This is a genomic window from Dyella sp. (assembly GCF_035685885.1).
Taxonomy (GTDB): Bacteria; Pseudomonadota; Gammaproteobacteria; order Xanthomonadales; family Rhodanobacteraceae; genus Dyella.
In genome coordinates, this window is the sequence record NZ_DASRZX010000062.1 from 19,771 (window position 1) to 41,910 (window position 22,140).

General features: G+C 65.7%; 23 protein-coding genes. 17 read left to right on the forward strand and 6 right to left on the reverse strand.

Going from position 1 to position 22,140, the window contains the following annotated elements; all coding sequences use genetic code 11:
* Window positions 1-6 precede the first annotated feature (6 nt).
* Window positions 7-1,269, reverse strand: coding sequence for an MFS transporter (locus VFG49_RS07965; RefSeq protein WP_324859214.1), 1,263 nt, complete (start codon window positions 1,267-1,269; stop codon window positions 7-9).
* 151 nt (window positions 1,270-1,420) lie between these two features.
* Between VFG49_RS07965 and VFG49_RS07970 the strand changes: the two genes are divergently transcribed.
* Window positions 1,421-1,723: a DUF3247 family protein gene (locus VFG49_RS07970; RefSeq protein WP_324859216.1), complete on the forward strand. Its 303-nt coding sequence runs from the start codon at window positions 1,421-1,423 to the stop codon at window positions 1,721-1,723.
* Window positions 1,724-1,742: 19 nt separating this feature from the next.
* On the opposite strand, the gene VFG49_RS07975 is transcribed toward VFG49_RS07970, so the two are convergent.
* Window positions 1,743-2,963, reverse strand: a complete 1,221-nt coding sequence (locus VFG49_RS07975; protein WP_324859218.1) for an acyltransferase — start codon at window positions 2,961-2,963, stop codon at window positions 1,743-1,745.
* Between the two features lie 159 nt (window positions 2,964-3,122).
* On the opposite strand from VFG49_RS07975, the gene VFG49_RS07980 reads away from it, so the two are divergent.
* The 3 genes from VFG49_RS07980 to VFG49_RS07990 all read left to right on the forward strand — a co-directional run bounded on the left by VFG49_RS07980 (window position 3,123) and on the right by VFG49_RS07990 (window position 5,424).
* On the forward strand, window positions 3,123-4,013 hold the full coding sequence (locus VFG49_RS07980; RefSeq protein ID WP_324859220.1) for a LytTR family DNA-binding domain-containing protein: 891 nt from the start codon (window positions 3,123-3,125) through the stop codon (window positions 4,011-4,013).
* Between the two features lie 172 nt (window positions 4,014-4,185).
* Window positions 4,186-4,917 (forward strand): hypothetical protein, encoded by a 732-nt coding sequence (locus VFG49_RS07985; RefSeq protein WP_324859222.1) that lies wholly within the window; start codon window positions 4,186-4,188, stop codon window positions 4,915-4,917.
* 60 nt (window positions 4,918-4,977) lie between these two features.
* Window positions 4,978-5,424, forward strand: coding sequence for a DUF6491 family protein (locus VFG49_RS07990; protein WP_324859224.1), 447 nt, complete (start codon window positions 4,978-4,980; stop codon window positions 5,422-5,424).
* Between the two features lie 326 nt (window positions 5,425-5,750).
* Here VFG49_RS07990 and VFG49_RS07995 read toward each other — a convergent pair whose 3' ends face one another.
* Together VFG49_RS07995 and VFG49_RS08000 are read right to left on the reverse strand one after the other, a co-directional pair.
* Window positions 5,751-6,572 carry a ferritin-like domain-containing protein gene (locus VFG49_RS07995; RefSeq protein ID WP_324859226.1) on the reverse strand — a complete coding sequence of 274 codons (822 nt, stop codon included), beginning with the start codon at window positions 6,570-6,572 and terminating at the stop codon, window positions 5,751-5,753.
* 144 nt (window positions 6,573-6,716) lie between these two features.
* Window positions 6,717-7,133 carry a universal stress protein gene (locus VFG49_RS08000; RefSeq protein WP_324859228.1) on the reverse strand — a complete coding sequence of 139 codons (417 nt, stop codon included), beginning with the start codon at window positions 7,131-7,133 and terminating at the stop codon, window positions 6,717-6,719.
* Between the two features lie 333 nt (window positions 7,134-7,466).
* On the opposite strand from VFG49_RS08000, the gene VFG49_RS08005 reads away from it, so the two are divergent.
* From VFG49_RS08005 to VFG49_RS08045, 9 genes are all read left to right on the forward strand, one after another.
* Complete coding sequence (locus VFG49_RS08005) at window positions 7,467-7,928, forward strand: hypothetical protein (protein ID WP_324859230.1); 462 nt, start codon at window positions 7,467-7,469, stop codon at window positions 7,926-7,928.
* Window positions 7,929-8,024: 96 nt separating this feature from the next.
* Window positions 8,025-8,567: a peroxiredoxin gene (locus tag VFG49_RS08010; RefSeq protein ID WP_324859232.1), complete on the forward strand. Its 543-nt coding sequence runs from the start codon at window positions 8,025-8,027 to the stop codon at window positions 8,565-8,567.
* Window positions 8,567-9,118, forward strand: a complete 552-nt coding sequence (locus tag VFG49_RS08015; protein WP_324859234.1) for a hypothetical protein — start codon at window positions 8,567-8,569, stop codon at window positions 9,116-9,118. Before VFG49_RS08010 ends, VFG49_RS08015 begins: the two co-directional genes overlap by 1 nt.
* 74 nt (window positions 9,119-9,192) lie before the next feature.
* On the forward strand, window positions 9,193-9,945 hold the full coding sequence (locus tag VFG49_RS08020; RefSeq protein WP_324859236.1) for a DUF2884 family protein: 753 nt from the start codon (window positions 9,193-9,195) through the stop codon (window positions 9,943-9,945).
* Between the two features lie 106 nt (window positions 9,946-10,051).
* The gene (locus VFG49_RS08025) at window positions 10,052-10,492 is read left to right on the forward strand and encodes a PA2169 family four-helix-bundle protein (protein ID WP_324859238.1); all 441 of its coding nucleotides are present in this window, start codon (window positions 10,052-10,054) and stop codon (window positions 10,490-10,492) included.
* 20 nt (window positions 10,493-10,512) lie between these two features.
* Complete coding sequence (locus VFG49_RS08030) at window positions 10,513-11,088, forward strand: DUF924 family protein (RefSeq protein ID WP_324859240.1); 576 nt, start codon at window positions 10,513-10,515, stop codon at window positions 11,086-11,088.
* Window positions 11,089-11,115: 27 nt separating this feature from the next.
* The gene (locus tag VFG49_RS08035) at window positions 11,116-11,391 is read left to right on the forward strand and encodes a DUF2845 domain-containing protein (protein WP_324859242.1); all 276 of its coding nucleotides are present in this window, start codon (window positions 11,116-11,118) and stop codon (window positions 11,389-11,391) included.
* A 113-nt stretch (window positions 11,392-11,504) separates the two neighbouring features.
* Window positions 11,505-11,828 (forward strand): DUF2845 domain-containing protein, encoded by a 324-nt coding sequence (locus VFG49_RS08040; protein WP_324859244.1) that lies wholly within the window; start codon window positions 11,505-11,507, stop codon window positions 11,826-11,828.
* A 133-nt stretch (window positions 11,829-11,961) separates the two neighbouring features.
* Complete coding sequence (locus VFG49_RS08045) at window positions 11,962-13,182, forward strand: low temperature requirement protein A (RefSeq protein ID WP_324859246.1); 1,221 nt, start codon at window positions 11,962-11,964, stop codon at window positions 13,180-13,182.
* 461 nt (window positions 13,183-13,643) lie between these two features.
* Here the strand turns inward: VFG49_RS08045 and VFG49_RS08050 are convergent, their stop codons facing one another.
* Both VFG49_RS08050 and VFG49_RS08055 read right to left on the reverse strand, forming a co-directional pair.
* Entirely contained in the window at window positions 13,644-14,678 is a 1,035-nt protein-coding gene (locus tag VFG49_RS08050) for a 2-dehydropantoate 2-reductase (protein ID WP_324859248.1), read from the reverse strand.
* Complete coding sequence (locus VFG49_RS08055; RefSeq protein WP_324859250.1) at window positions 14,675-16,333, reverse strand: FAD-binding dehydrogenase; 1,659 nt, start codon at window positions 16,331-16,333, stop codon at window positions 14,675-14,677. The genes VFG49_RS08050 and VFG49_RS08055 overlap by 4 nt, the downstream gene beginning before the upstream one ends.
* Window positions 16,334-16,524: 191 nt before the next feature.
* Here VFG49_RS08055 and VFG49_RS08060 point away from each other — a divergent pair, with 191 nt between their 5' ends.
* The 4 genes from VFG49_RS08060 (at window position 16,525) to lpdA (ending at window position 22,105) form a co-directional block, all read left to right on the forward strand.
* Entirely contained in the window at window positions 16,525-17,343 is an 819-nt protein-coding gene (locus VFG49_RS08060) for a DUF2884 family protein (RefSeq protein ID WP_324859252.1), read from the forward strand.
* A 172-nt stretch (window positions 17,344-17,515) separates the two neighbouring features.
* Window positions 17,516-18,349, forward strand: a complete 834-nt coding sequence (locus VFG49_RS08065; RefSeq protein WP_324859255.1) for a mechanosensitive ion channel family protein — start codon at window positions 17,516-17,518, stop codon at window positions 18,347-18,349.
* A 187-nt stretch (window positions 18,350-18,536) separates the two neighbouring features.
* Window positions 18,537-20,234: a dihydrolipoyllysine-residue acetyltransferase gene (aceF, locus tag VFG49_RS08070; RefSeq protein ID WP_324859257.1), complete on the forward strand. Its 1,698-nt coding sequence runs from the start codon at window positions 18,537-18,539 to the stop codon at window positions 20,232-20,234.
* 98 nt (window positions 20,235-20,332) lie between these two features.
* Window positions 20,333-22,105 carry a dihydrolipoyl dehydrogenase gene (lpdA, locus tag VFG49_RS08075; protein WP_324859259.1) on the forward strand — a complete coding sequence of 591 codons (1,773 nt, stop codon included), beginning with the start codon at window positions 20,333-20,335 and terminating at the stop codon, window positions 22,103-22,105.
* The last annotated feature ends 35 nt before the right edge of the window (window positions 22,106-22,140 follow it).

A 22,140-nucleotide genomic window follows, 5' to 3' on the forward strand; every position in this document is an offset into this window, starting at 1 on the left:
GTGCGCTCAGAGTGTGTCGGTGGCCGGCTCCGGCGGCGTGACGGGTTCGCCCTGCAGGCGCTGGCGCCGCCGCAGGGTGGGGAACATCGTCATCCACAGCCCCACCACGATCAGCGTGCCGATGCCGCCGATCAGGGTTGCGTTGACCGCGCCCACCCATGCCGCAAGCAAGCCCGATTCGAATTCGCCCAGCTGGTTGGAGGTGTTGATGAAGATGGCGTTGACCGCGCTCACGCGGCCACGCATGTCGTCGGGCGTGTCCAGCTGCACCAGCGCACCGCGGATCACCATGCTCACCATGTCCAGCGCGCCGAGCGCGAACAGCGCCGCCAGCGAAAGCCACAGCGCAGTGGACACGGCAAACACCAGCGTGGCGACGCCAAAGCCGGCGACGGACGCGAACATGATCGAACCCACGCGTCGTTCCATGTTGTGCCGCGTCAGCCATAGCGACATGAGCAACGCGCCGACGGCCGGCGCCGCGCGCAGCAGGCCCAATCCCCACGGGCCGGTGTGCAGCACGTCCTTGGCGAAGATCGGCAACAGCGCCGTGGCGCCGCCCAGCAGCACCGCGAACAGGTCCAGCGAAATCACGCCGAGCACATCGGGGCGCGCTCGGATGAAATGCACGCCGGCGAACAGGGTCTTCAGCGTGGCGGGTTCGCGCTTGGGTTGTGCCTGTTCGTAGCGCAGGTGTGCCATCAGCGCGACGGCGACCAGGTAGAGCAGGGCGCACACCGTATAGACCGTGCCGGGCCCGGCCACGTAGAGAAAGCCGCCGACCGCCGGACCCATGATCATCGCGGCCTGTCCTGCCGAGGCACTGGCGGCCATGGCGCGCGGCAGGATCGACGTCGGCACCAGCGCGGGCAGCATCGATTGCAGCGCGGGAAATTCAAAGGCCTTGGCCACGCCGATCACGAATATCAGCGCGAGGATGGTGGCCTCGTGTGCGAGATGCATCAGGCTGATGACGGCGAGCGCGGCGATGGCGACCAAGTCCACGATCTGGCCCAGCATCACGATGCGCCGGCGCTCGAACTGATCGGCCACGTGACCCGCGGGCAAGGCCAGCAGCACGGAGGGAATGAACTGGACGAGGCCGATCAGGCCAAGGTCCAGCGCCCGTCCGGTGATCGCGTAGACCTGCCAGCCCACCGCGACGGAAAGCATCTGGAAGCCGAAGCCGGAGCAGATGCGCGCAAACCAGAACTGTACGAACGCGGGATGCGAGCGCAGCGTATCCGCCGGCGCAGGAGACGATGACATGGGGAGCGGCCCTGGGGAGTCTGCGCATTATCGGCGGCACGCGCCATCGGGCAAGCATGAACGGTTCACACCGGCCTGCCCTTCCGTTGACCTGACGTTGTCGCTGGCCGCCCTAGCGTCAAACGCGTCCATGCAGGCAGCGAGGTGAGCCATGGGTCGCTTTGCCGAACAAGTATTCATCCATCCCGCGGAAATTCGTCATCTGGAAGGGCTGGTGCAGGCCTTGCCGACCAACGGGCACGTGGTGCTGGTGATGAACGACGGCACCAGCCACGACGGCATCGTGTGCGAGCGCCCGAACGTGCAGATGTTCCGTGACATTGCGGAGAACGAGGGCATCAACGGCGTGGTGCGGCTGGAGCGCCCGGACGTGCCGGACTGGACTTGCTATGTATGGCTCGGTGACATCCGTCGCGTGGAACATCTCGATTCCACGATGGGCAGCGAGACCTGAGGGCCTCGCTGCCCAAGGCTCAGACGCCCTGTGGCTGCAGCGTGGCCTGCGGCAGCGGGCGTGGGCGCGGCATCGCATCGAGGCCAAACAACAGACGCAACCAGCGCGAGCGACGTATCACCATCTCGTGCAACACCGCGCAGCCGCCTACCGTACCCAGCAGCACCAGCGTCGGCTCCCACATCGGGCCCAAGCGCAGCGGAAGCAGCCAGTAGGCAAAGGCCAGCATCACGCTCTGGTGCAGGATGTACCAGGGGAACACCGCTTCGCGCGCATACGGCAGCCAGCGGAACGGACGGTTGAGATAGCGATGGCCCCAGCCCAGCACGGCGGCAATGGCGCTCCATGCATAGAGGAAATGCAGTATCCGCATGCACAGCCGGGTGCAGGCCATGGCCGACTCCGGCGCGTCCGTGAGGTCGATGAAGTTGTCCAGGTAAGCCAGCAGCAGGAATGCCGCGAAACAGGCCACGGCCATGCCCAGCGCACGGTGGCGCAGGCGAGCGAGTTCATCCCACAAGCCCTGGTGCGTGCCAACGACGTAGCCATAGAAAAACATCGTGGCGTAGCCGGCGTGGGCGTACCAGTCACCGACAAGGGCATGGCTCATGGGAAAACGCGCGGCGAGCCAGAGGTTGCAGGCAAGCAGCGGCAGCGCGGGCAGCACCAGCAGCGGCCAGCCGCGTAGCCGCTGCAGAACGGCGATGGCGCGCTGTCCCGAGGCCGACTCCAGTGCCGGCAGCAGCGCCAGCAAGACCAGCGTGTAGACCCACACGTACGGCAAATACCACAGGTGGTTCCAGGTGACGCCGAACTGCCAGCCGTCGAACGCACCGGCGGGCCACGGTCCGCCGGTCCAGTAACGCAGCAGGAAGCGGCCGAAGCCGGGCGCGACCAGGCCGTTGTCCACCCCCTGCACATACGGCTGGATGGGAATGACCACGGCCATGCCGAACAGCAACGGCAGCAGCAGCCGTACCGTTCGCTTCCAGGCCAGCGCCGGGAGGCTCAGGCGTCCCCGCAGGAAATGCACCGCCATCCCAGAGATCAGGAACAGCAGGTCCATGCGCCAGAAACTGGAGGCCAGCATCGGATGCGCCAGCCAGTCGGCGATGTAGCTGCTCTTGAGATGGAAACGCCAGTCGTCGGCGGGACCCACATACAGCATGCCCAGATGGAACAGGATCAGCAGGCCGAAGGCCAGGACGCGCAGGGCGTCGATGTCGTGGCGGCGGTTCATGAACGGCACTCCCTGGTCGGGGTGGATGAAGTGATGCTCCACCTGCGCCCGCCCCGGGTTTGCCGCCAAGTGATTGATTGACCGGATAAGGGGACGAGTGGCGGACGGCGAGGGACGAAATGCCCGGTACGGCGGCGGCTCCACGTAGAATCCCCGTCCATGACGCCAGCACCCGCCTTCGACTATTCCCGTTTCCAGCGCTGGCGCCGGCCGTTCGAGATCGGCTTCTGGGTGGTCATGCTGATGGCCAACACGGTCTTCAACGGCATGGTCGCCTGGTTCGACGATGTCTATCGCATGCACCGCGCCGACAGCATCGAGCCGTGGATCTGGGAGGCCAGCAGCAGCCTGGTGCTGCTTTTGCTGGTGCCCACGGTGGTGTGGGCCACCCGGCGATGGCCCATGCGCTTCGATACCTGGAGGGCCAACCTCAAAGTGCATCTGGGCCTGAGCGTGGCGTTCTGCCTCGTCCATGTCGGGCTGATGATCGTGCTGCGGCGCCTTGCCTATGCCGCCATGGGCGAGCACTACGATTTCGGCGACGACTGGCCGTTGCAGCTGGGCTACGAATACCTCAAGGACATCCGTACCTACGCTTCATTCGTGTTGACGATCACCGGCTATGGTTTCGTCGTGCGCCGCCTGCAGGGCGAAGCCAGCCTGCTGGCCGAGCCGGACGAGGGGCCGCCGGTGGAACCCGTCGACCGGCCCGAACGATTCCTGGTGCGCAAGCTGGGCAAGGAATTCCTGGTCGCGGCGCGGGAGATCGAATGGCTGCAGGCCTCGGGCAACTACGTGAACCTGCACGTGCGCGGACGCAACTATCCGCTGCGCGCCACCATGGCCGGCATCGAGGAACGCCTGGATCCCTCGCGTTTCGAGCGCGTACATCGCAGTTACCTGATCAACCTCGATTACCTTGCGGAGATCGAGCCACTGGACACGGGCGATGCGCGGCTCGCCATGCGCGATGGCGCGATCATTCCGTGTAGCCGACGGTACCGCGCCCAACTGCGCGAGCGCTTCGGCGAGACGCCCGTCGGCGCCTGATACCCTCGTCCTTCGTGCAGGAGCGCACCCTGTGCGCGATCCGGGACGCGGAACGCTCCACCTGCGGCATGGGCGATCCCGGGTACGACGTCGCGTCGCGGAAGGACAGGTGTTGCGCTCCGACGCGCGCCCGTTTCACTCTAGGCGCCTTCCTGACCGCGGATACCACGCCATGAACCTGCTTCGTCCTGCATTTGCCGGCACCGCCTTCTGCACAGTTCTTGCCATGGCGGCCTGCTCCCAGTCCGGCGAGCAGGCGCAGGCGCCACAGCAGGGCCAGGCACCTGTCGATGCATCGGCGCAAAAGCTGGATACCTATCGCCAGCTGGTACGCATCGGCAACGACGAAATGGCGGTGACGATGGGCAAGGAAATCGTCAGTCGCTACCCCGACAGCGCCGCCGCCAAGGAAGTGCAGCAGAGCCTGCCGACGATCGAGAAGCGCTACACCGAGAACAGCGAAAAGAATCGCCTCGCGGGGCTCTGGCTTTACCAGGTGTCGCCGATGGAGGGTGGCACGCAATCGACCGCCACCATCTACACCAGCCAGCCTTCGGGTGAGGAGCGCGTGCGCCTGGTGCTGCGCCGCCATACCGACTGGGGACAGAACGCCTTCCTGTTCAACGGCGGACCGCACGGCTTCGTGTGCAAGGGCGTGTGCTCGATCAAGGCCACGTTCGACGGCAAGCCCGGCACGATCAGCGCGTTTGCACCCACCACCGGCGAGCCCGCGTTGCTGTTCAAGGACGACAAGGGCTTCATCGCGCAGCTGGAAAAGGCGAAGAAAATCACCATGGACGTGACGCTGCAGGACGGCGAGAAGAAAGTGACCCTGGTGTACGAAGTGGGCGGCTTCGACCCCGCCAAATGGCAGCCGGTCAACAAGCAGGCGAAGAAGAAGTAAAGCGTCCACGCGCGCGGTTTTCGCGCGTTGTGGCATGCAGTCACCACGGAGATTGCCGTCATGGCCATCAAGCAAACTCTTTTCGTCGCCGCTGCTGCCCTGTGTCTCGCCGCCTGTGCCAGCGTGGGCCAGGACTACGCCACGCGCCTCAGCGCGCGCCAACAGGCCTACGCCACCGCGGCCGGCGCACCGGTCAACAGCTTCCGCTACGTCAGCCTGTGGTCGTGGGAACCGCTGAGCGACCAGCAACTGGCAGTCTATACTCGCGCCAACGAAGCCTGGCTGCTGGACATGGACGGCAAATGCCGCAACCTGCAGTTCACCAACCACATCGGCCTGACCTCGAGCGTCAGCGAAGTGTCCGCCCGTTTCGACCGCGTGATCACCGGCGGCGCCGACGCACCCTGTTTCATCAAGCAGATCCGTCCGGTGGACATCGCCAAGCTGAATTCACCGCAGCAGGGCAAGCCGCGTGAGGTGGAAGAGGTGGCGCGGCCGGCGAAGTGAGGGAATGTGTGGCTTGCGATAGGTGGCGGTGTCCCAACGACTGCGCCTTCCGCACGTTGGGCGGCCGGCAGGACGTCGAAACGCCCGCTGCGCAGGCGGCACGCTGGCGTTACGCAACAACCAAAGACTGATGCCTCTGGATCCCGGCCCCGCCGGGATGACGATCAACAAAGCCCGAGGCGAAGGCGATCACGCACAGGGTGCGCTCCTACAGAAATGGCTTCGAGGAAGTCATGGTACTAATCGTCACCACTCCAGCGCGGCGATCCGGCGACCGCGACCGCAGGCAGGACCCAGCCACTCCCACCAGATGAGAGTGAGCAACGTCAATTGAGAAACAGCTTCTCCGCGATCTTCGCCAGCGGCTTCTCCACCGCCTTCTGCAGCCGCGGCGGAAGATCCAGCGGCCTCAGCAGCATCTTCACCGTCATCTCGGCGGGAATATTACGGCGCAATAAAGCGTGCGCACGCTCGGCCACGCGACGGAATGCCGTGTCGTCATCCTTCTGGTCGGGATAGCACTGGTTGAAGACATGGCGCAGCGCGATGTCGCCGTCCTCGGCCTTGATCTCGTTGACGCGACGTAGGATCGCGCGGAATACCTTGTAGCGGCCAAAGCCCTCGCGTTCGCGGTACAGGCGAAAGTGCTGGTAGAAGTGCTTGAAGTGACGCACTTCGTCGCTCTTGATGTGATGGGTGAGCTGTTTGAGGACGGGCTCGTCGGTGATGTCGTTGAGTGCTCGATACAGACTGGCAGTGCCGGTTTCCACCACGCAGCGCGCCGCCAGTTCCAGGCCGCGGCTGGTTTCCAGTTGTTCGTTGGTGCACATCGCGCCGTACTCGTCCCAGAACGCCTGGAAGCCGCGCTCCCAGTCAAATTCCGGCCAGACCGCCTTGACGTAGCCGGCCAGCGCGCGGCCGTGTTGCAACTCCTCGTGCTCCCAATGCTGGCTCAGCCAGGTCTGCAGTTCCTGGTCGCCGGCGAAATGGTCGACCAGGTTGTGGGTGTACAGGTCCGAGCCGCTTTCGACGAACGAGGCGCTGCACAGCAGGAAGAACAACTCTTCGTTCTGGCGTACACGTTGGATATCGATCCGGCTGAAATCCAGGCTTTCCAGGGTCCAGGGCAACGAAGTGGCGTAGTTCACGCGGGCATTCCTGTGCGGGCCGGCGTGGTCGCGGGGCAGGGCGACCGCAGGCATGACGATAATGTGACAACAGGATACGACGGGACGGCGACGTGGGATTAACGTTCGCCGACCCCTGGGAGGTCGAGGTGACCCGCGCCGGGTTCAGCGCACCACGGTCACGGGTACATGGGAGCGTTGCAGCACGTCTCCCGATACCGAGCCCAGCAGCCAGCGGGCGAGTGCGCCGCGTGCCGTGTGGCCGATCACGATATGGTCGATGCCATGGCTGCGTACCTGCTCCAGCAGCACGTCGCCGGGACTGCCGCGTACCACTTCGGCGTCGATGATCGACGCCGCATCGGGCACCAGTTCCTTCACTTCCTCCAGCAGGCGGGTGCATTTGCCCGCACCCGGGTCGGTCATCATCAGGGCGCAGGTATCGGCGCTGCCTTCCGTGATCTGCAGCACCGACACGACGCGCACGCGCCCGCCGCAGGCACGGGCGAGGTCGGTGGCAAAACGCACGGCGCGCCGCGAGGAATCGGAGCCGTCATAGCCGACCAGTGAATACGTGAGCATGCGATGTCCCCCTTGGAATAACTCAGTGACGCGGCATCTGGCTGCGACGCATGAAGGGTTCCCTCGCAGGCACGGACGGGTTCCGGCGGATGTGCCGCGTGGTGCTGCGAGCCGGTCTGACTCTCCCATTCATGGTCGTTTTCTCGGACGCCCGATGGGTTCCAGTGTGCGCGTGGCATTGTTAGTGAAAAATCAAACGCACGCTTTGCACACGATATTCACGACGGCAGCGGAGCATGAACAGCGCGACGCCGCGTCGGGTATTGCGTTCAGCAACGCTCCGCAGAATGGCGATCGGAGTTTGAATTCCACGGATCAGCGAAGGAGACCATGATGATCAAGCGTACTTTCGTAATGGCAGCACTGGTGATGGCTTGTGCAGGGGTGACGACGGCTCTGCCGGTGGCAACGGCGAGAGCGGCGGATGCCGAGGTGAAGTGCGACCTGAGCTTCAGCCTGTCGGGCTGGTCGATTATCTACAAGCACGCCTCGGGTACCGGTGTGGTGGTGTGCAGCAATGGCCAGCGCGCCAACGTGAAGATCTCCGTCAACGGTGGCGGCCTCACCGCCGGCAAGTACCACATCGATAACGGCAAGGGCGACATCAGCCACGTACACAGCATCGACGATGTGTTCGGTGACTACGCACAGGCCGGTGCCGAAGCTGGCGTGGTCAAGAGCGGCGAGGCGCAGGTGCTGACCAAGGGCACCACCTCGCTGGCCTTGCATGGCAGCGGCGAGGGCGTGAACCTGGGCGTGTCGGTCGGCCAGTTCTCGATCACCCGCACCAAGTAAGCGATCTTCCGCGCGAAGACAAAGGGCGCCGCGTGGCGCCCTTTGTTTTGCAACGCGTACACTGGCCGTGCTTTTCACCTTGCCGGAGTCGCTTCCATGCGCCGCGTCCCACTGTTGCTGATGCTTGTGCTGTTCCTCGGGTTGATCGTTCCCGTCCACGCCGAAGAGTCGTCCGCGCTGCCGGTCGTGGGGCAGGCTGCGCCGAACTTCCACCTGCAGGACCAGAACGGCAAGTGGCACGCGCCTGCCGACCACAAGGGGCACTGGGTGGTGCTGTACTTCTATCCCAAGGACTTCACGCCCGGCTGCACGACCGAGGTGTGCACCTTCCGCGACGACATCGCCAAGCTGCGCCAGGCCGGCGCCGACGTGCTGGGCGTGAGCCTGGATGACGTGAAATCGCATGCGGATTTTGCCGCGAAGTACCACGTGCCGTTCCCGCTGCTGTCGGACGCCGACGGCACGACGGCCACGGCGTACGGCGTGCTCAGCTCCAAGTTGGGCTTCAAGTACGCGCGCCGCACCACGTTCCTGATCGATCCGCAGGGCAAGGTGGCCAAGGTCTACCAGGACGTGGACCCCGAAAAGAATTCTGCGCAGGTGCTTGCCGACCTGGCCTCGCTGAAGGCGTCGTCCTGATGCCGCTGAAGACAAACACCGCTCCCCGAGCCGAAGGGTTTGCGCTGTGGCGCATCGTGGCCTGGCTGATGCTGCTGCTGGCCGCCTATGGCTGCCTGCAGTACGCGGTGCACGCCAGCCAGCTTTGGCGGGCGCTGCAGCCGCTGCCGGCGTCCAACACCGGCGACATCGCGCAGCTGCACAAGATGCTGGCGTGGGACATCGGCTATTTCACCGCGGCCTTCGTCATCGTGGTGGTCTGCGCGGGTGCCATCCTGCGCCAGGCCTGGGCGCGGCCTGCCTTGCAGGCAGTGGCCGTGCTGATGGCGTTGGGTTGGGGATTTGCCGGGGGGCTGGTGCTGCTCTCCCAGTGGCGCGAATTCAGCCAGGGCGTGGCCATGACCAATGCGCAGGCATCGCTGGATGAGGCCTCGCAACTGGCGCTTGATCATGTCCGTCGGTCTTTCATGATCGCCATCGCCGTGAAGGCGGTCGCGATCCCGCTGCTGTTGTGGCTGGCCTGGTGGCTTGGGCGCCCGCAGGTGAAGGCAGGGTTTCGCAAACTGCGTTGATTGCGGGCCACGGTTCAGCAACGGTTGCCGCGGCGCGGGTTATCGCTGCGGCTCCGTCCGATTTCGGCCATGCCATGTCCCCGCGCCGCCTCCCATTCGTCCTAGCCCTCGTGCTCGCCAGCTTCGGCGCCCTCGCGCAGGACCTCGCCACGACCTGCCACGCCACCAGCAGCTATGACCTCACGCTGGCGCCGGATCGCCTGCTGTTTGATCGGCCCCAGCCGTCGCCGCGCCAGGTGGAATTGCACGATGGCACCCTGCGTACCGACGGCGCGCCGGTGTCGCTGCGCCCGGATGAACAAGACCGGCTGGCGCTGTTCGAGCGCGAGCTTCGCGCGCTGGCGCCGCGGGCGAAGGCGGTGGCGTCCAACGGCGTGGACCTGCTGGTCGCCGGCATGCACGACGAAGGCGCACGACTGTCGCTGAGTCCGGACACCCGCGCGGAACTCGATCGCCGCGTCGCGGCCCGCGCGGCCGAACTCAAACAGCGGCTGGCGGCGAGCAACAGCACCCACGACTGGCAGGGTAACCTGGCCGACCAGTACGCCAACCAGATAGCGGCCGACCTGATGCCGCTGCTGGCCAACGACCTGGGCCAGCAGGCCATGAATGCGGCCATGACCGGCGATCTGCAGGCCGCGGCAAATCTTCGCGACACGGCTTCGGACCTGGCCACCCAGCTGCGTCCTCGACTTGAGCAGCGCATGCAGGCCCTGGAGCCCCAAATTCGGGCGCTGTGCCCGTCGGTACAACGCCTGGCCGAGTTGCAACAGGGCATTCGCGCCAGTGGGGGACAGCCTCTGGATCTACTGCAGGTGGGCCAATAGAACACCGGCTGAGCGGAAATCCGGCTGGTCAGGCGGATTAACCTTGCGCTAAGCGCGGAAGGACGAGGATCGCCATGGAACCAGGCAGTGGTCAGGAGGCACCCTCGTGCCGCGTACAGAAGCACCGCATTACAACGCCCTGATCCGGCGTGGCATTGATGATCGCGAGTTGTATCGCCGGGCGCTGACACGCGTCCGCGAGCCAGGCCTGCAGGCACTGCTGGCCGAGAATCTGCGCACCTTGGAGCTCCTCATAGGCGATCTGCAGGTTCAGGTGCACGCCATGGGTCGGACGCCTGCCCAGCATGGCACCTTGGCCGGGGCGATCCGCAGCGCGCTGGCCGAGCTGACCGCCGGCATGTCGGCCAACCGCGATGCAGCCTGGGTGCACTGCCTTGCGCGCAACGAATGCTCGCTGTTGCAGCAGTTCGAAGACCAGATGGCCCATGCATCCGCCGAATCGGCGCGCGTGCTCGGCATACAGCTATCGCGACTGCATAGCATCCACCGCGACATGCATTGCCTGGCAGGCACCACGCACGGCTAAGCCATCATCCAGGGGGGAACATGTCCGTGACGCCGGAGGAAGTGCTGGATTTCTGGTTCGATCCCGCGGCCAGGCCGCGCTGGTTCGAGCGCGACGATGACTTCGATGCCCGCGTCCGCCAGCGTTTCGGGCCCACGCTGGAAGCGGCGGCACATGGCGAGCTGGATGATTGGGCGGCTACGCCCCGAGGCTGGCTGGCGCTGCTGATCGTGCTCGACCAGTTCAGCCGCAATATTCACCGCGACGATGCACGGGCGTGGTCCGCCGATCCGACATCGCAAACCATTGCGCTCGCTGGCATCGCGCGGGGTGACGACCAGCGTCTGGAGCCGCTGCAGCGCCTGTTCGTCTATCTCCCGCTGGAACACGCGGAAGATTCTGCGTTGCAACAACATTGCGTGCACTTGTTCGAACGTCTGCTGGCGCAAATGCCGGAAGACGGGCGTGAACCTTTCCAGGGTTTCCTTGACTATGCGCGTCGGCACCACGATGTGATAAACCGCTTCGGGCGATTTCCCCATCGCAATGCCGTACTGGGACGATCCAGCACACCTGAAGAGGCGGCCTACCTGGCCCAGCCTGGTTCGGGTTTCTGAAAGCCACGTTTCGAGAAGGAGTTCGACATGCGTCGCAGCTATCTCGCCATCCTGCTGTTGTCGCTGAGCCTGGCTGCTCATGCCAGCAGCACCTACCGCATCGGCAGTGAAGTGCTCACGGTAGGCGACAGCGCCGTGCGTGCCATGCAGTTGCTGGGCAAGCCCGATTTCAAGGAGCCGGTGGAAAGCGATTACGGCGGCTACCAGGGCGAGCGCTGGCAATACCAGCGCGACGATGGGCACATCCTGACGGTGACGGTGCTCAACGGGCGCATCTCCGACATCCAGGACCGCACGCACTGAGCTTCGGCCGCTTCCTACATCGCTGCACGGCGCGCAGTGGCTGACTGCGTCTGACCAGTCGTCGTTACCTGTCCCGACCGCGCAAGGGCGCGGATCAACGACAGGGAGTGGTCATGCGTCGATGGATGGGTGGAATCGGCCTGCTGGTGGCGCTTGCCGCGAACGCAGGCAGCGGGACGTTGCGGGTGGGCGCCCAGGTGCTGGTCGTGGGCGACAGCGCAGCGAGGGTCGTGGAGTTGCTGGGCAAGCCTTCGTACAAGTCCCGCGGAAAATCCACCGCGACGCACCAGGCGCACAAGACCGGGCGCAAATCATCGGCGCACCATGGCGCCGCAGAGGTTGCCGGGGAACAGTGGCAATACCGCGATGGCAACCACACCGTCACCGTTGTGGTGGTCGATGGGCGGGTCAGCGCCATTCGCGACGGCGGCCGCTAGGCAGGCTGCGGTGTGTAGCGGCGGGGCCATGGCGCGGTGTCCGTGTGGGTAGTCCCGACTGCCGAGGCAGGCGAGGCTTCCTGCCTTCTCGCCCGTCGTGCGATAACTGGCGCCGTGCCAGGGAGATCGCACCATGTCCGACGCCACGCCCGCGGCGCAGCCGCGTAGCCCCAGCCTGCTTCGTCCGAGGCAGGCGGGCGGGCACGGCAAGGTCACCAACATCGAGCTGTTCTTCGACCTGGTGTTCGTCTATGCGATCACCCAGCTCTCCCACACCCTGCTGGGCGACCTCAGCCTGACCGGCGCGCTCCACGTCCTGCTGCTGTTTCTCGCGGTGTGGTGGGTTTGGATCTTCACCGGATGGATCACCAACTGGCTGGATCCCGAACGGCTGGCGGTGCGCCTGCTGTTGCTGGTGCTGATGTTCGCGGGCCTGTTGCTGTCCACCGCGTTGCCCAAAGCCTTCGATGGGCACGGCCTCATCTTTGCTTGCGCCTATGCCTTCATGCAGGTGGGACGCTCGGCTTTCATGGTGTGGGCGCTGCGTTATTCGCCGCCGGCTGCGCAGCGAAATTTCCATCGCATCGTCGCGTGGTTCATGGCATCGGGCGTGCTGTGGATGGCCGGAGGCCTGGCGGCGGGCGAGGCGCGTTTTGCCTGGTGGATCGGCGCCCTCGCCATCGAATACCTGGGGCCGGCGCTTTACTTCTACGTACCCGGACTGGGGCGTTCCAGCACCAGGGAATGGGATGTCGAAGGCGGCCATCTCGCCGAACGCTGCAGCCTGTTCGTGATCATCGCGCTGGGTGAATCAGTGGTGGTGACCGGCAGCAGCTTTGCCGAGAGCGCGCGTGGTGTCGATGCGTGGCTGGCCTTCGTCACGGCCTTCGTCGGTTGCGTGGCGATGTGGTGGATCTATTTCGACATCGGTGCCGAACGTGGCAGTCGTTCGATCCGCAAATCCAGCGATCCGGGTCGCACCGCGCGGCTGGGCTACACCTACCTGCATCTGTTGATTGTCGCCGGCATCGTGGTCAGCGCGGTGGGCGACGAACTGAGCCTGGGCCACCCGCACGAAGTGGCTACCCGCGCGGACGTCGCTGTGTTGCTGGGTGGCCCGGCGCTGTATCTGCTGGGCAATGCATTGTTCAAGCAGGCGGTGAACCAGACGAACTTGCCGATCTCGCACTTGCTTGGCATCGGCGTGCTGCTGGCGTTGTGCTGGCCGGCGACGTCGCTGTCCGTGCTGGCGCTGGCGGGCGCAACCACCGCGTTGCTGGTGCTGGTCGCTGTGTGGGAGACACTGTCGCTGCGCAGCCTGCGGCGCGAGTTGTACGACGCCGAGCACGGCTAGCAGTAGGGCTCTTCTTGTCTGTGGGAGCGCACCCTGTGCACGACAGGCGCTTGGTCGTGCGTGGTCATGAATTCGCGACAGCCGACATCCGTTGTGATCGTCGGGGTGCCGGTCGCGCACAGGGTGCGCTCCTACAGTGGAGGCGTCGCTGTAGCTGTTTGTAGGAGCGCACCCTGTGCGCGATAAGCGTCTGGTCGTGCGTGGTAGTGAATTCGCGAAAGCTGGCTCGTTATTGCTGCGCAACCTGCGGCGCGAGTTGCACGACGCCGGGCGCGGCTAGTCGTAGAGTGCCTCTTTTCTGTGGGAGCGCACTCTGTGCGCGATAAGCGCCTGGCTGAGCATGGTCGTGAATTCGCCACAACCGACATCTGATGTGATCGTCGGCGTGCCGGTCGCGCACAGGGTGCGCTCCCACAGATAACGCGAGGAGGCCCGGCGCGCCAGGCCGCGGAAAGCACGTCCTACAGCGAAGATGTGGCGCCGGCGTGCCGGAGCTGGCGCAGGAGATCATCTGCCTGCCATGCGCGCGGTTCGCGTTCGGCTTCGCGCACGAGCTCCACCAGCTTTGCATTGATCGGCGCGCTAAGGCCGTGAGCGGCCGCCAGCTGCACGATCTCGCCATTGATCGCATCCACTTCGGTGGGGCGGCGGCGTTGCAGGTCTTCCCACGTCGAGGATCGTGCGACCGGATCGATTGCCAGCATGCGCGAGGCCACGCGCTGGAACAGGGCGTCGGGCAGTTCGAGCACGTTCGGCAGCCAGCGCGTGGGCAGCGGCGTGAGTCGCGCGGCTTGCATGCCGGCGGCACGGAACACGGTCAGCGCCTCGCGCTGCGCCAGCGCCAGGCAACGACGCCAGCTTCGCTGCGAGAGTTCCTCCTTCAATGGCACCGACGACAGCGCATTGATGGCGTTGTTGAGGTTGAGCAGCAGCTTGGCCGTCTGCACAGCGGGCATGTCGTCGCGCGCGAGCAGCGGCAGCCCTGCCGCCGCAAACAGCGGGGTGAACGGCGCGAGCGAGGGATGCGACGCGCACATCAGTTCGCCCGACGATCCCTGGTGGAACACGCCGGGCTGACGCTGCAGCACGTTGAACGGCACCATGCCGGCAAGCACCGGGTGGCCGGGCAGGGCGGCGCGCAACAGATCCGCATTGTGCAGGCCGTTCTGCAGGCTGATCACCGGGGTGCCGGGCGCCAGTACGCCGGCGAGTTCGCGCGCGACGGTTTCGGTCGCGCCCGATTTCACCGTCACCAGCACCAGGTGCGCCTTGGCGGAGGCGAACGGGTCGGTCTGCACATCCAGCGTGCGGCCGGGGACATGGCCTTCCTGGCCCGCAAGGTCGGTCCAGTCGAGCCCATGCAAGCGCCACGCATCGGTGATGCGTCGGCGGCCGATGAACGTGATGCGTGCGTAGTCATGCAGCCGGGCGCCGACGTAGCCGCCCACGCTGCCCGCGCCGTAGATGGCGATGCGCGGCAAGGCATGCACACTCATGCGATGGCGGCAGCCGCGGCGCGACCGGCGACGCGACCGGAGAACAGGCAGCCGCCAAGGAAGCTGCCTTCCAGTGCGCGATACCCATGCAGGCCGCCGCCGCCGAAGCCGGCCGCTTCGCCCGCCGCGTACAGGCCGGGCAGCGGTTGGCCGTCCTCGCGCAGCACGCGTCCTTGCAGATCGGTTTCCAGTCCGCCCAGCGACTTGCGAGTGAGGATGTTCAGGCGCACGGCGATCAGTGGGCCGTTGGCGGGATCAAGGATGCGATGCGGCTTGGCTACGCGCACCAGCTTGTCGCCGCGATAGCGACGCGCGTTGTGGATGGCCATCACCTGCGCGTCCTTGGCGTACGGATTGTCGAATTGCCTATCGCGCGCCTCGATCTCGCGACGCAGTTGCGCCACGTCGAGCAGCGGATTGCCCGCCAGTGCGTTCATCCCGGCGACAAGTTCTTCCAGCGTGTCGCGCACGATGAAATCCTTGCCGTGCTGCTTGAACGCTTCAACAGGTGCCGGTGCGCCTTTGCCGATCGCGCGCCGGGCTACCTGTCGCCAGCTCTTGCCGGTGAGGTCGGGATTCTGCTCCGAGCCCGACAGTGCGAATTCGCGGCGGATGATCTGCTGGTCGAGGATGAACCAGCTGTAGTCGTAACCGGTGCGGCGCAGGTGGTCGAGCGTGCCCAGCGTGTCGAAACCCGGCCATAGCGGGCCGGGCAGGCGCTGGCCGGTAGCGTCGAACCACAGCGAGGACGGACCCGGCAGGATGCGGATGGCATGCCTGGGCCAGATCGGATTCCAGTTCTCGATGCCTTCGACGTAGTGCCACATGCGGTCCCGGTTGATCTGCCGCGCGCCTGCGCTTTCGCTGATGCCGAGCATGCGGCCGTCCACGTGTTCGGGCACGCCACACAGCATGTGTGCGGGCGGCTGACCCAGACGTTCCGGCCAATGCTTGCGAACCAGCTCGTGATTGCCGCCGATGCCGCCGGACGCCACCACCACCGCCTGCGCGAGCAACTCGAACGCCTGCACCACCTCGCGTGAGCTGGGCTTGCCGCGCTCCATGCCGTCGGGTGCCAGCACGCTGCCGCGCACGCCCGTCACCGCGCCACCTTCGACGATGAGTTCATCCACGCGATGACGAAAGCCAAACTGCAGCAGGCTCTTGGCCTGCGCTTCGCGCGCACGACGCACGAACGGTTCGATCACGCCGGGGCCGGTGCCCCAGGTGACGTGAAAGCGCGGCACCGAATTGCCGTGGCCGATGGCGCCGTGTCCGCCGCGTTCGGCCCAGCCCACCACGGGAAACCAGCGCATGCCCATCGCGTGCAGCCAGCTGCGTTTCTCACCGGCGGCGAAATCGACATAGGCCTGCGCCCATTGGCGTGGCCAGTGGTCTTCGGGACGGTCGAACGCCGCCGTGCCCATCCAGTCGGCCAGCGCGAGCGCATGCGAATCGCGCACGCCCATGCGCCGCTGCTCCGGCGAATCGACGAAGAACAATCCGCCGAACGACCAGAACGCTTGTCCTCCCAGGCTCTGCTCCGGCTCCTGGTCGAGCACCAGCACGCGCTTGCCGGCATCGGCCAATTCCGTAGCGGCAACCAGGCCAGCCAGGCCGGCGCCCACCACGATCACATCCCACCCATCGCGCATCCCACGACTCCCCTCATGGCGATCACCGAAGGAACTTAGCGTGTCGCTCGTGGCTATGCCTAGGCGCAGTGCGTCATGACCGGAAGAACGGACATGACCGATGGCAGGGGATGACACCTGGCCCATGCCGGGCAGTCGGGCGTGTCGCATTGTTCCGGGGCATTCACGCGGATCTTAGGGAGGTGATCGGCATGCGTACGACATTCATGGCTTGTGCCATGGCGGCGGCTTTTGCCTTCGGTGGCGCGGCGCAGGCTCGCGATATCTCCATCCACGACGACCAGTGCGGTTTTGCCACCGATTACGACGTGAGCGTCACCCCCGATGGCATCGACTTCAGCCGTGATGCCGGCCATCCCGGCAAGGTGTTCATGCACGACGGTCACCTGCGGGTGGACGGCCATGACGTGACGGTCTCAGGCGACGACGCCACGCGCCTGCGCCAGTACGAACAGGAAGTGCGGGCGCTGATGCCCGAAGCGGCCGGCATTGCGCGTGAAGGCGTGAACATCGGCTTTGCCGCGATGCGCACGGTGCTGATGACCTTCGCCGAGAACGACAGCGATCGTCGGCAGATGGTCGACAAGCTGGACCGCAATCACCGCATGGCATTGGCCAGCATCGACAACGGGCTGGGCAAGGGCGTGTGGAAGCAGCACGCCATGGACGAGGTGATGGAAAACGGCATCGAGAGCTCGGTGTCCGATCTGGTCGGCAAGGTCACGGGCGAGGCTGTCACGGCCGCGCTCAGTGGCGACCAGAGCAAGGTCGCCGCGCTGGAAGCGCGCGCCAACTCGCTGGACAAGACCATCGACAAGGAAATCGACAAGCGTGCCGACGAACTGGACAAGCATGCCAAGGCGCTTTGCCCGCGGCTGGCGTCGCTTGAACAGTTGCAGCACCAGTTCCAGTTCCGCCTGCAGGATGGTTCGCGCCTGCAGCTGCTTTCGCACAAGGACACGGATAACAAGAAGCTGGCAACAGCCACGGACCACGCGCGCGCCGACTGAGGCGACTTCGCGCCTGGATCCTACAAGTCGTCGCTCCCCAGCACGACCCGCCTGAGCCGCGCCACACCCTCGGCGCGGTTTTTTTATGCCGGCGTGCCGGCCTTCGCACCGCGGAACCTTGATAGCGCTGCTGCTAGGCTCCCAAGCTTTGCCAAGCCAAGGGTCCCACGTCATGCACGATCTCCTCGCGCGCCTGCCACTTTCCGAAGCCGCCATCGCCACGCTCATCAATCTCGGGGTGGCCATCGTGATGCTGCTGGTGGGCCTGTGGCTGGCCGCGCGTGTGGCCAATATCGCCCGCCGCGCCATGCAGCGCGCCAACGTCGACCAGACACTCAGCGGCTTCCTGCGCAATCTCATCAACGGCGTGCTGGTGGCAATGCTCATCGTGATGGTGTTGCAGCAGGCCGGTGTGCCTTCGGCGCCGCTGGTGGCCGCGCTGGGTGCTGGCGGCCTGGCCATCGGCCTCGCCCTGCAGGGCTCGTTGAGCAACCTCGCGTGGGGCGTGCTGCTGATCGTGTTCCGTCCGTTTCGCGTGGGCGACTTCATCCAGGCCGGTGGCGTAGAGGGCACGGTGGAGGCCGTGAGCCTCATGCACACCATGCTGGTGATGCCGGACAACCGCGAGGCAGTGGTACCCAATGCCAAGATCGGCTCGGATGCCATCATCAACTTCAACCGCCGTGGCACCCGCCGCTTCGAGCTGAAGATCGGCATCGGCTACAAGGACGACATCGGCAAGGCGATGGACCTGGTCCGCCAGCTGTTCGCCGCCGATGCGCGCATTCTGCGCGACCCCGCGCCGGGCGTATGGACCGAGAGCCTGGGCGACCACGGCGTGAAACTGGTGCTGCGCGCCTACACGCGCAGCGACGACAGCTGGGCCGCGCAGACTGACCTGCTGCGCGCGGTGAAGGAACGTTTTGATGCCGAGGGCATCTGCATCCCGCTGCCGCAGCGCGAACTGGCCGTGGTGCAGGGGCAGTTGCCGGGTCAGCCGGCCTGAGCAGGGCCGGCGCCCAGGCCAGTGTTTCGTGAACGAGGCCTTCTGCGTCGAAACCGCTGCATACGTATGCGAATGGTGGATTAAAACGATCCAAAAGCGACCAGAAGCGGGTCTCGTTCGCTATGATTAAAGCCTTACGCGGCCGTCATCCCCGCACGGCACGCCATCGCCATCCGTAGGAGAAACCATGGCCGACCTCAAAGAAGCACGCGTCCCCGATATCGGCAGCGAAAACGTGCCGGTGATCGAAGTCCTGGTGAAGCCGGGCGACAGGGTCGCCAAGGAACAGGGCCTGGTGACGCTGGAGTCGGACAAGGCCACGATGGAAGTGCCGGCGCCCTTCGCGGGCGTGGTGAAGGAACTGAAGCTCAAGGTGGGCGACGAGGTGTCCGAGGGCGCCCTGATCGCCATCATCGAGGCCGAAGGCGAGGCAGCCGCTCCGGCGCCGGCGCCGGCCCCCGCCCCCGCCGCCGCGCCGGCCAAGGCCGAAGCGCCCGCCAAGTCTGCCCCGGCACCTGCACCTGCTGCGGCCCCGGCCGCTGCGCCGGTGGGCGGTGGTGGCGTGCAGGAAGTTCGCGTGCCCGACATCGGCAGCAGCGACGTACCCGTCATCGAGATCCTGGTGAAGGTGGGTGACACCGTCACCAAGGACCAGAGCCTGATCACCCTGGAATCGGACAAGGCCACCATGGAAGTGCCCGCGCCGTTCGCCGGCGTGGTGAAGGACATCAAAGTCAAGGTCGGCGACGAGCTTTCCGAAGGCAGCCTGATCGCGCTGGTCGAAGCCGCCGGTGGCGCGCCTGCCGCAGCCCCGGCCCAGGCCGCGGCACCGACCAAGGTGGAAGCACCCAAGGTCGAAGAGAAGCCCGAACCGATCGGTGGTCGCAGCGTGCTGCCTGGCAACGCGCCCGAAGGTGACGTGGCGCCGACCGCGCGCGCGCCGTTCGATTCCAAGATCATCATGCCCGGCGACGCGCCGTATGCCAGCCCCGCCATCCGCGCCTTCGCACGCGAACTGGGCGTGGACATCCGCCAGGTGAAGGGCAGCGGCCGCAGCGGCCGCATCCAGCGTGAGGATGTCACCGGTTACGTCAAGCACGCGCTCGCTTCGGGCGCGCGTCCGAGCGGTGCGCCGGTGGCGGCAGGCGGTGGCCTCAACCTGCTGCCGTGGCCGAAGGTGGACTTCAGCAAGTTCGGCCAAATCGAAGAGAAGCCGCTGTCGCGCATCCAGAAAATCTCGGGTGCAAACCTGGCGCGCAACTGGGCGATGATCCCGCACGTCACCCAGCACGAAGACGCCGACATCACCGAGCTGGAAACCTTCCGCAAGAAGCTCGGCGAAGAAAACAAGGACCTCAAGGTCACCCCGCTTGTGTTCCAGATCAAGGCGGTGGTCGCGGCGCTGAAGAAATTCCCGCAATTCAACGCCTCGCTCGACGAGAGCGGCGAGAAGCTGATCCTCAAGAAGTACTTCCACATCGGCATCGCGGTGGATACGCCCGATGGCCTGGTGGTGCCGGTGATTCGCGATTGCGACAAGAAGGGCCTGCTGGACCTCGCCGTTGAACTGGGCGAGATCTCCAAGAAGGCGCGCGACAAGAAGCTTGGCCCCAGCGAAATGTCCGGCGGCTGCTTCTCCATCTCCTCGCTCGGCGGCATCGGCGGCACGGCGTTTACGCCGATCGTCAATGCGCCGGAAGTGGCGATCCTGGGCGTGTCGAAGGCCTCGATGAAGCCGGTGTGGAACGGCAAGGAATTCGCGCCGCGCCTCATGTTGCCGCTGTCGCTCAGCTATGACCACCGCGTGATCGACGGCGCACTCGCCGCACGCTTCGCCTCCTACCTCGCGCAGCAGCTGGGCGACATCCGCCGCCTGCTGCTCTGACTTTGCTTTTCCCTCTCCCCTTTGGGGAGAGGGCAGGGTGAGGGGCGGGTGCTCGCGGCACCGCCTCAACAGGTAGCGAAAGAATCAAAGGATCCCCCATGGCAAGCACCATCGAAATCAAGGTCCCCGACATCGGCGGTCACGACAACGTGCCGGTGATCGAGGTGCTGGTGAAGGTCGGCGACACCGTCGCCAAGGAACAGAGCCTGATAACGCTCGAATCGGACAAGGCGACGATGGAAATTCCGTCGAGCGCGGACGGCGTGATCAAGGAATTGAAAGTGAAGGTGGGCGACGAAGTGTCCGAAGGTGCGGTGATTGCCGTGCTCGAAGCATCGGACGCGGGCGCAGCCAAGCCGGCGGAAGCGCCGAAGGCTGCTGCACCCGCGCCCGCACCGGCCGCTGCAGCGCCCGCGGCTGCTCCCGCTCCGAAGGCCGCTGGCGCCTCCGGCCGCACACCCGACATCGAATGCAAGCTCGTCGTGCTGGGCTCCGGCCCGGGCGGCTACACCGCCGCATTCCGCGCGGCCGACCTTGACGTCGACACCGTGCTGGTCGAGCGCTATGCCTCCCTCGGCGGCGTCTGCCTCAACGTGGGCTGCATCCCGTCCAAGGCGCTGCTGCACGCGGCGGCCGTGATCGACGAGGCCGAAGCCATGGCCGCGCACGGCGTCAGCTTCGGTGCGCCGAAGATCGACCTCGGCAAGCTGCGTGACTTCAAGACCAAGGTCGTCGGCAAGCTCACCGGCGGCCTGGCCAGCATGGCCAAGCAGCGCAAGGTGCGCACCGTGCAGGGTGTGGGCACCTTCGTCTCGCCGAACGAAATGGAAGTCCAGACGTCCGAAGGCACCAAGCTGCTTCGCTTCGAGTACGCCATCATCGCCGCCGGTTCGCAGGCCGTGCGCCTGCCCGCGTTCCCGTGGGACGATGAGCGCGTCATTGACTCCACTGGCGCCCTGGAACTGAAGGACGTGCCGAAGAAGCTGCTCGTCGTCGGCGGCGGCATCATCGGCCTGGAAATGGCCACGGTGTATTCCGCGCTCGGCAGCGAAGTGACCGTGGTCGAGTTCATGGACCAGATCATCCCGGGCGCCGACGCTGACCTGATCAAGCCGCTGGCGCAGCGCCTGGCCAAGAAGCTCAAGGGCGTGCACCTCAAGACCAAGGTGGTCGAGGCCAAGGCCAGCAAGAAGGGCATCGAGGTCAGCTACGAAGGCGAGAGCATCCCGGAGACCACGCTGTTCGACCGCGTGCTGGTCGCCGTGGGCCGCTCACCGAACGGCAACAAGATTGGTGCCGACAAGGCCGGCGTGGCCGTCACCGAGCGCGGCTTCATCAACGTCGACACGCAGATGCGTACCAACGTGAAGCACATCTTTGCCATCGGTGATCTGGTGGGCCAGCCGATGCTGGCGCACAAGGCCACGCACGAGGCGCGCGTCGCCGCCGAAGTCGTATCGGGCATGAAGAGCCACTTCGATGCGCGCGTGATCCCGTCGGTGGCCTACACCGATCCCGAGATCGCCTGGGTCGGCGTCACCGAGCGGGAGGCGAAGGAAAAGGGCCTCAAGGTCGGCGTGGGCAAGTTCCCGTGGGCGGCCAGCGGCCGCGCCATCGGCATCGACCGCACCGAGGGCTTCACCAAGCTGATCTTCGACGAGGACACCCATCGCATCGTGGGCGCCGCCATCGTCGGCCCGCACGCGGGTGACCTGATCAGCGAACTGTGCCTGGCGATCGAGATGGGCGCGGAAGCGGCCGACATCGGTCTCACCATCCACCCGCATCCGACGCTGGGCGAATCGGTGGGCATGGCAGCCGAAGCCTACGAAGGCACCATCACCGACCTGTACATGCCCAAGAAGAAATAGGCCGGCGGTGCCGCAATAAGGAAAAGCCCGGGGAA

Coding starts and splice junctions, on each gene's coding strand:
- VFG49_RS07965 (WP_324859214.1), bottom strand. CDS start 1,269: ATGTCATCGTCTCCTGCGCCGGCGGATACGCTGCGCTCGCATCCCGCG.
- VFG49_RS07970 (WP_324859216.1), top strand. CDS start 1,421: ATGGGTCGCTTTGCCGAACAAGTATTCATCCATCCCGCGGAAATTCGT.
- VFG49_RS07975 (WP_324859218.1), bottom strand. CDS start 2,963: ATGAACCGCCGCCACGACATCGACGCCCTGCGCGTCCTGGCCTTCGGC.
- VFG49_RS07980 (WP_324859220.1), top strand. CDS start 3,123: ATGACGCCAGCACCCGCCTTCGACTATTCCCGTTTCCAGCGCTGGCGC.
- VFG49_RS07985 (WP_324859222.1), top strand. CDS start 4,186: ATGAACCTGCTTCGTCCTGCATTTGCCGGCACCGCCTTCTGCACAGTT.
- VFG49_RS07990 (WP_324859224.1), top strand. CDS start 4,978: ATGGCCATCAAGCAAACTCTTTTCGTCGCCGCTGCTGCCCTGTGTCTC.
- VFG49_RS08000 (WP_324859228.1), bottom strand. CDS start 7,133: ATGCTCACGTATTCACTGGTCGGCTATGACGGCTCCGATTCCTCGCGG.
- VFG49_RS08005 (WP_324859230.1), top strand. CDS start 7,467: ATGATCAAGCGTACTTTCGTAATGGCAGCACTGGTGATGGCTTGTGCA.
- VFG49_RS08010 (WP_324859232.1), top strand. CDS start 8,025: ATGCGCCGCGTCCCACTGTTGCTGATGCTTGTGCTGTTCCTCGGGTTG.
- VFG49_RS08015 (WP_324859234.1), top strand. CDS start 8,567: ATGCCGCTGAAGACAAACACCGCTCCCCGAGCCGAAGGGTTTGCGCTG.
- VFG49_RS08020 (WP_324859236.1), top strand. CDS start 9,193: ATGTCCCCGCGCCGCCTCCCATTCGTCCTAGCCCTCGTGCTCGCCAGC.
- VFG49_RS08030 (WP_324859240.1), top strand. CDS start 10,513: ATGTCCGTGACGCCGGAGGAAGTGCTGGATTTCTGGTTCGATCCCGCG.
- VFG49_RS08035 (WP_324859242.1), top strand. CDS start 11,116: ATGCGTCGCAGCTATCTCGCCATCCTGCTGTTGTCGCTGAGCCTGGCT.
- VFG49_RS08040 (WP_324859244.1), top strand. CDS start 11,505: ATGCGTCGATGGATGGGTGGAATCGGCCTGCTGGTGGCGCTTGCCGCG.
- VFG49_RS08045 (WP_324859246.1), top strand. CDS start 11,962: ATGTCCGACGCCACGCCCGCGGCGCAGCCGCGTAGCCCCAGCCTGCTT.
- VFG49_RS08050 (WP_324859248.1), bottom strand. CDS start 14,678: ATGAGTGTGCATGCCTTGCCGCGCATCGCCATCTACGGCGCGGGCAGC.
- VFG49_RS08055 (WP_324859250.1), bottom strand. CDS start 16,333: ATGCGCGATGGGTGGGATGTGATCGTGGTGGGCGCCGGCCTGGCTGGC.
- VFG49_RS08060 (WP_324859252.1), top strand. CDS start 16,525: ATGCGTACGACATTCATGGCTTGTGCCATGGCGGCGGCTTTTGCCTTC.
- VFG49_RS08065 (WP_324859255.1), top strand. CDS start 17,516: ATGCACGATCTCCTCGCGCGCCTGCCACTTTCCGAAGCCGCCATCGCC.
- aceF (WP_324859257.1), top strand. CDS start 18,537: ATGGCCGACCTCAAAGAAGCACGCGTCCCCGATATCGGCAGCGAAAAC.
- lpdA (WP_324859259.1), top strand. CDS start 20,333: ATGGCAAGCACCATCGAAATCAAGGTCCCCGACATCGGCGGTCACGAC.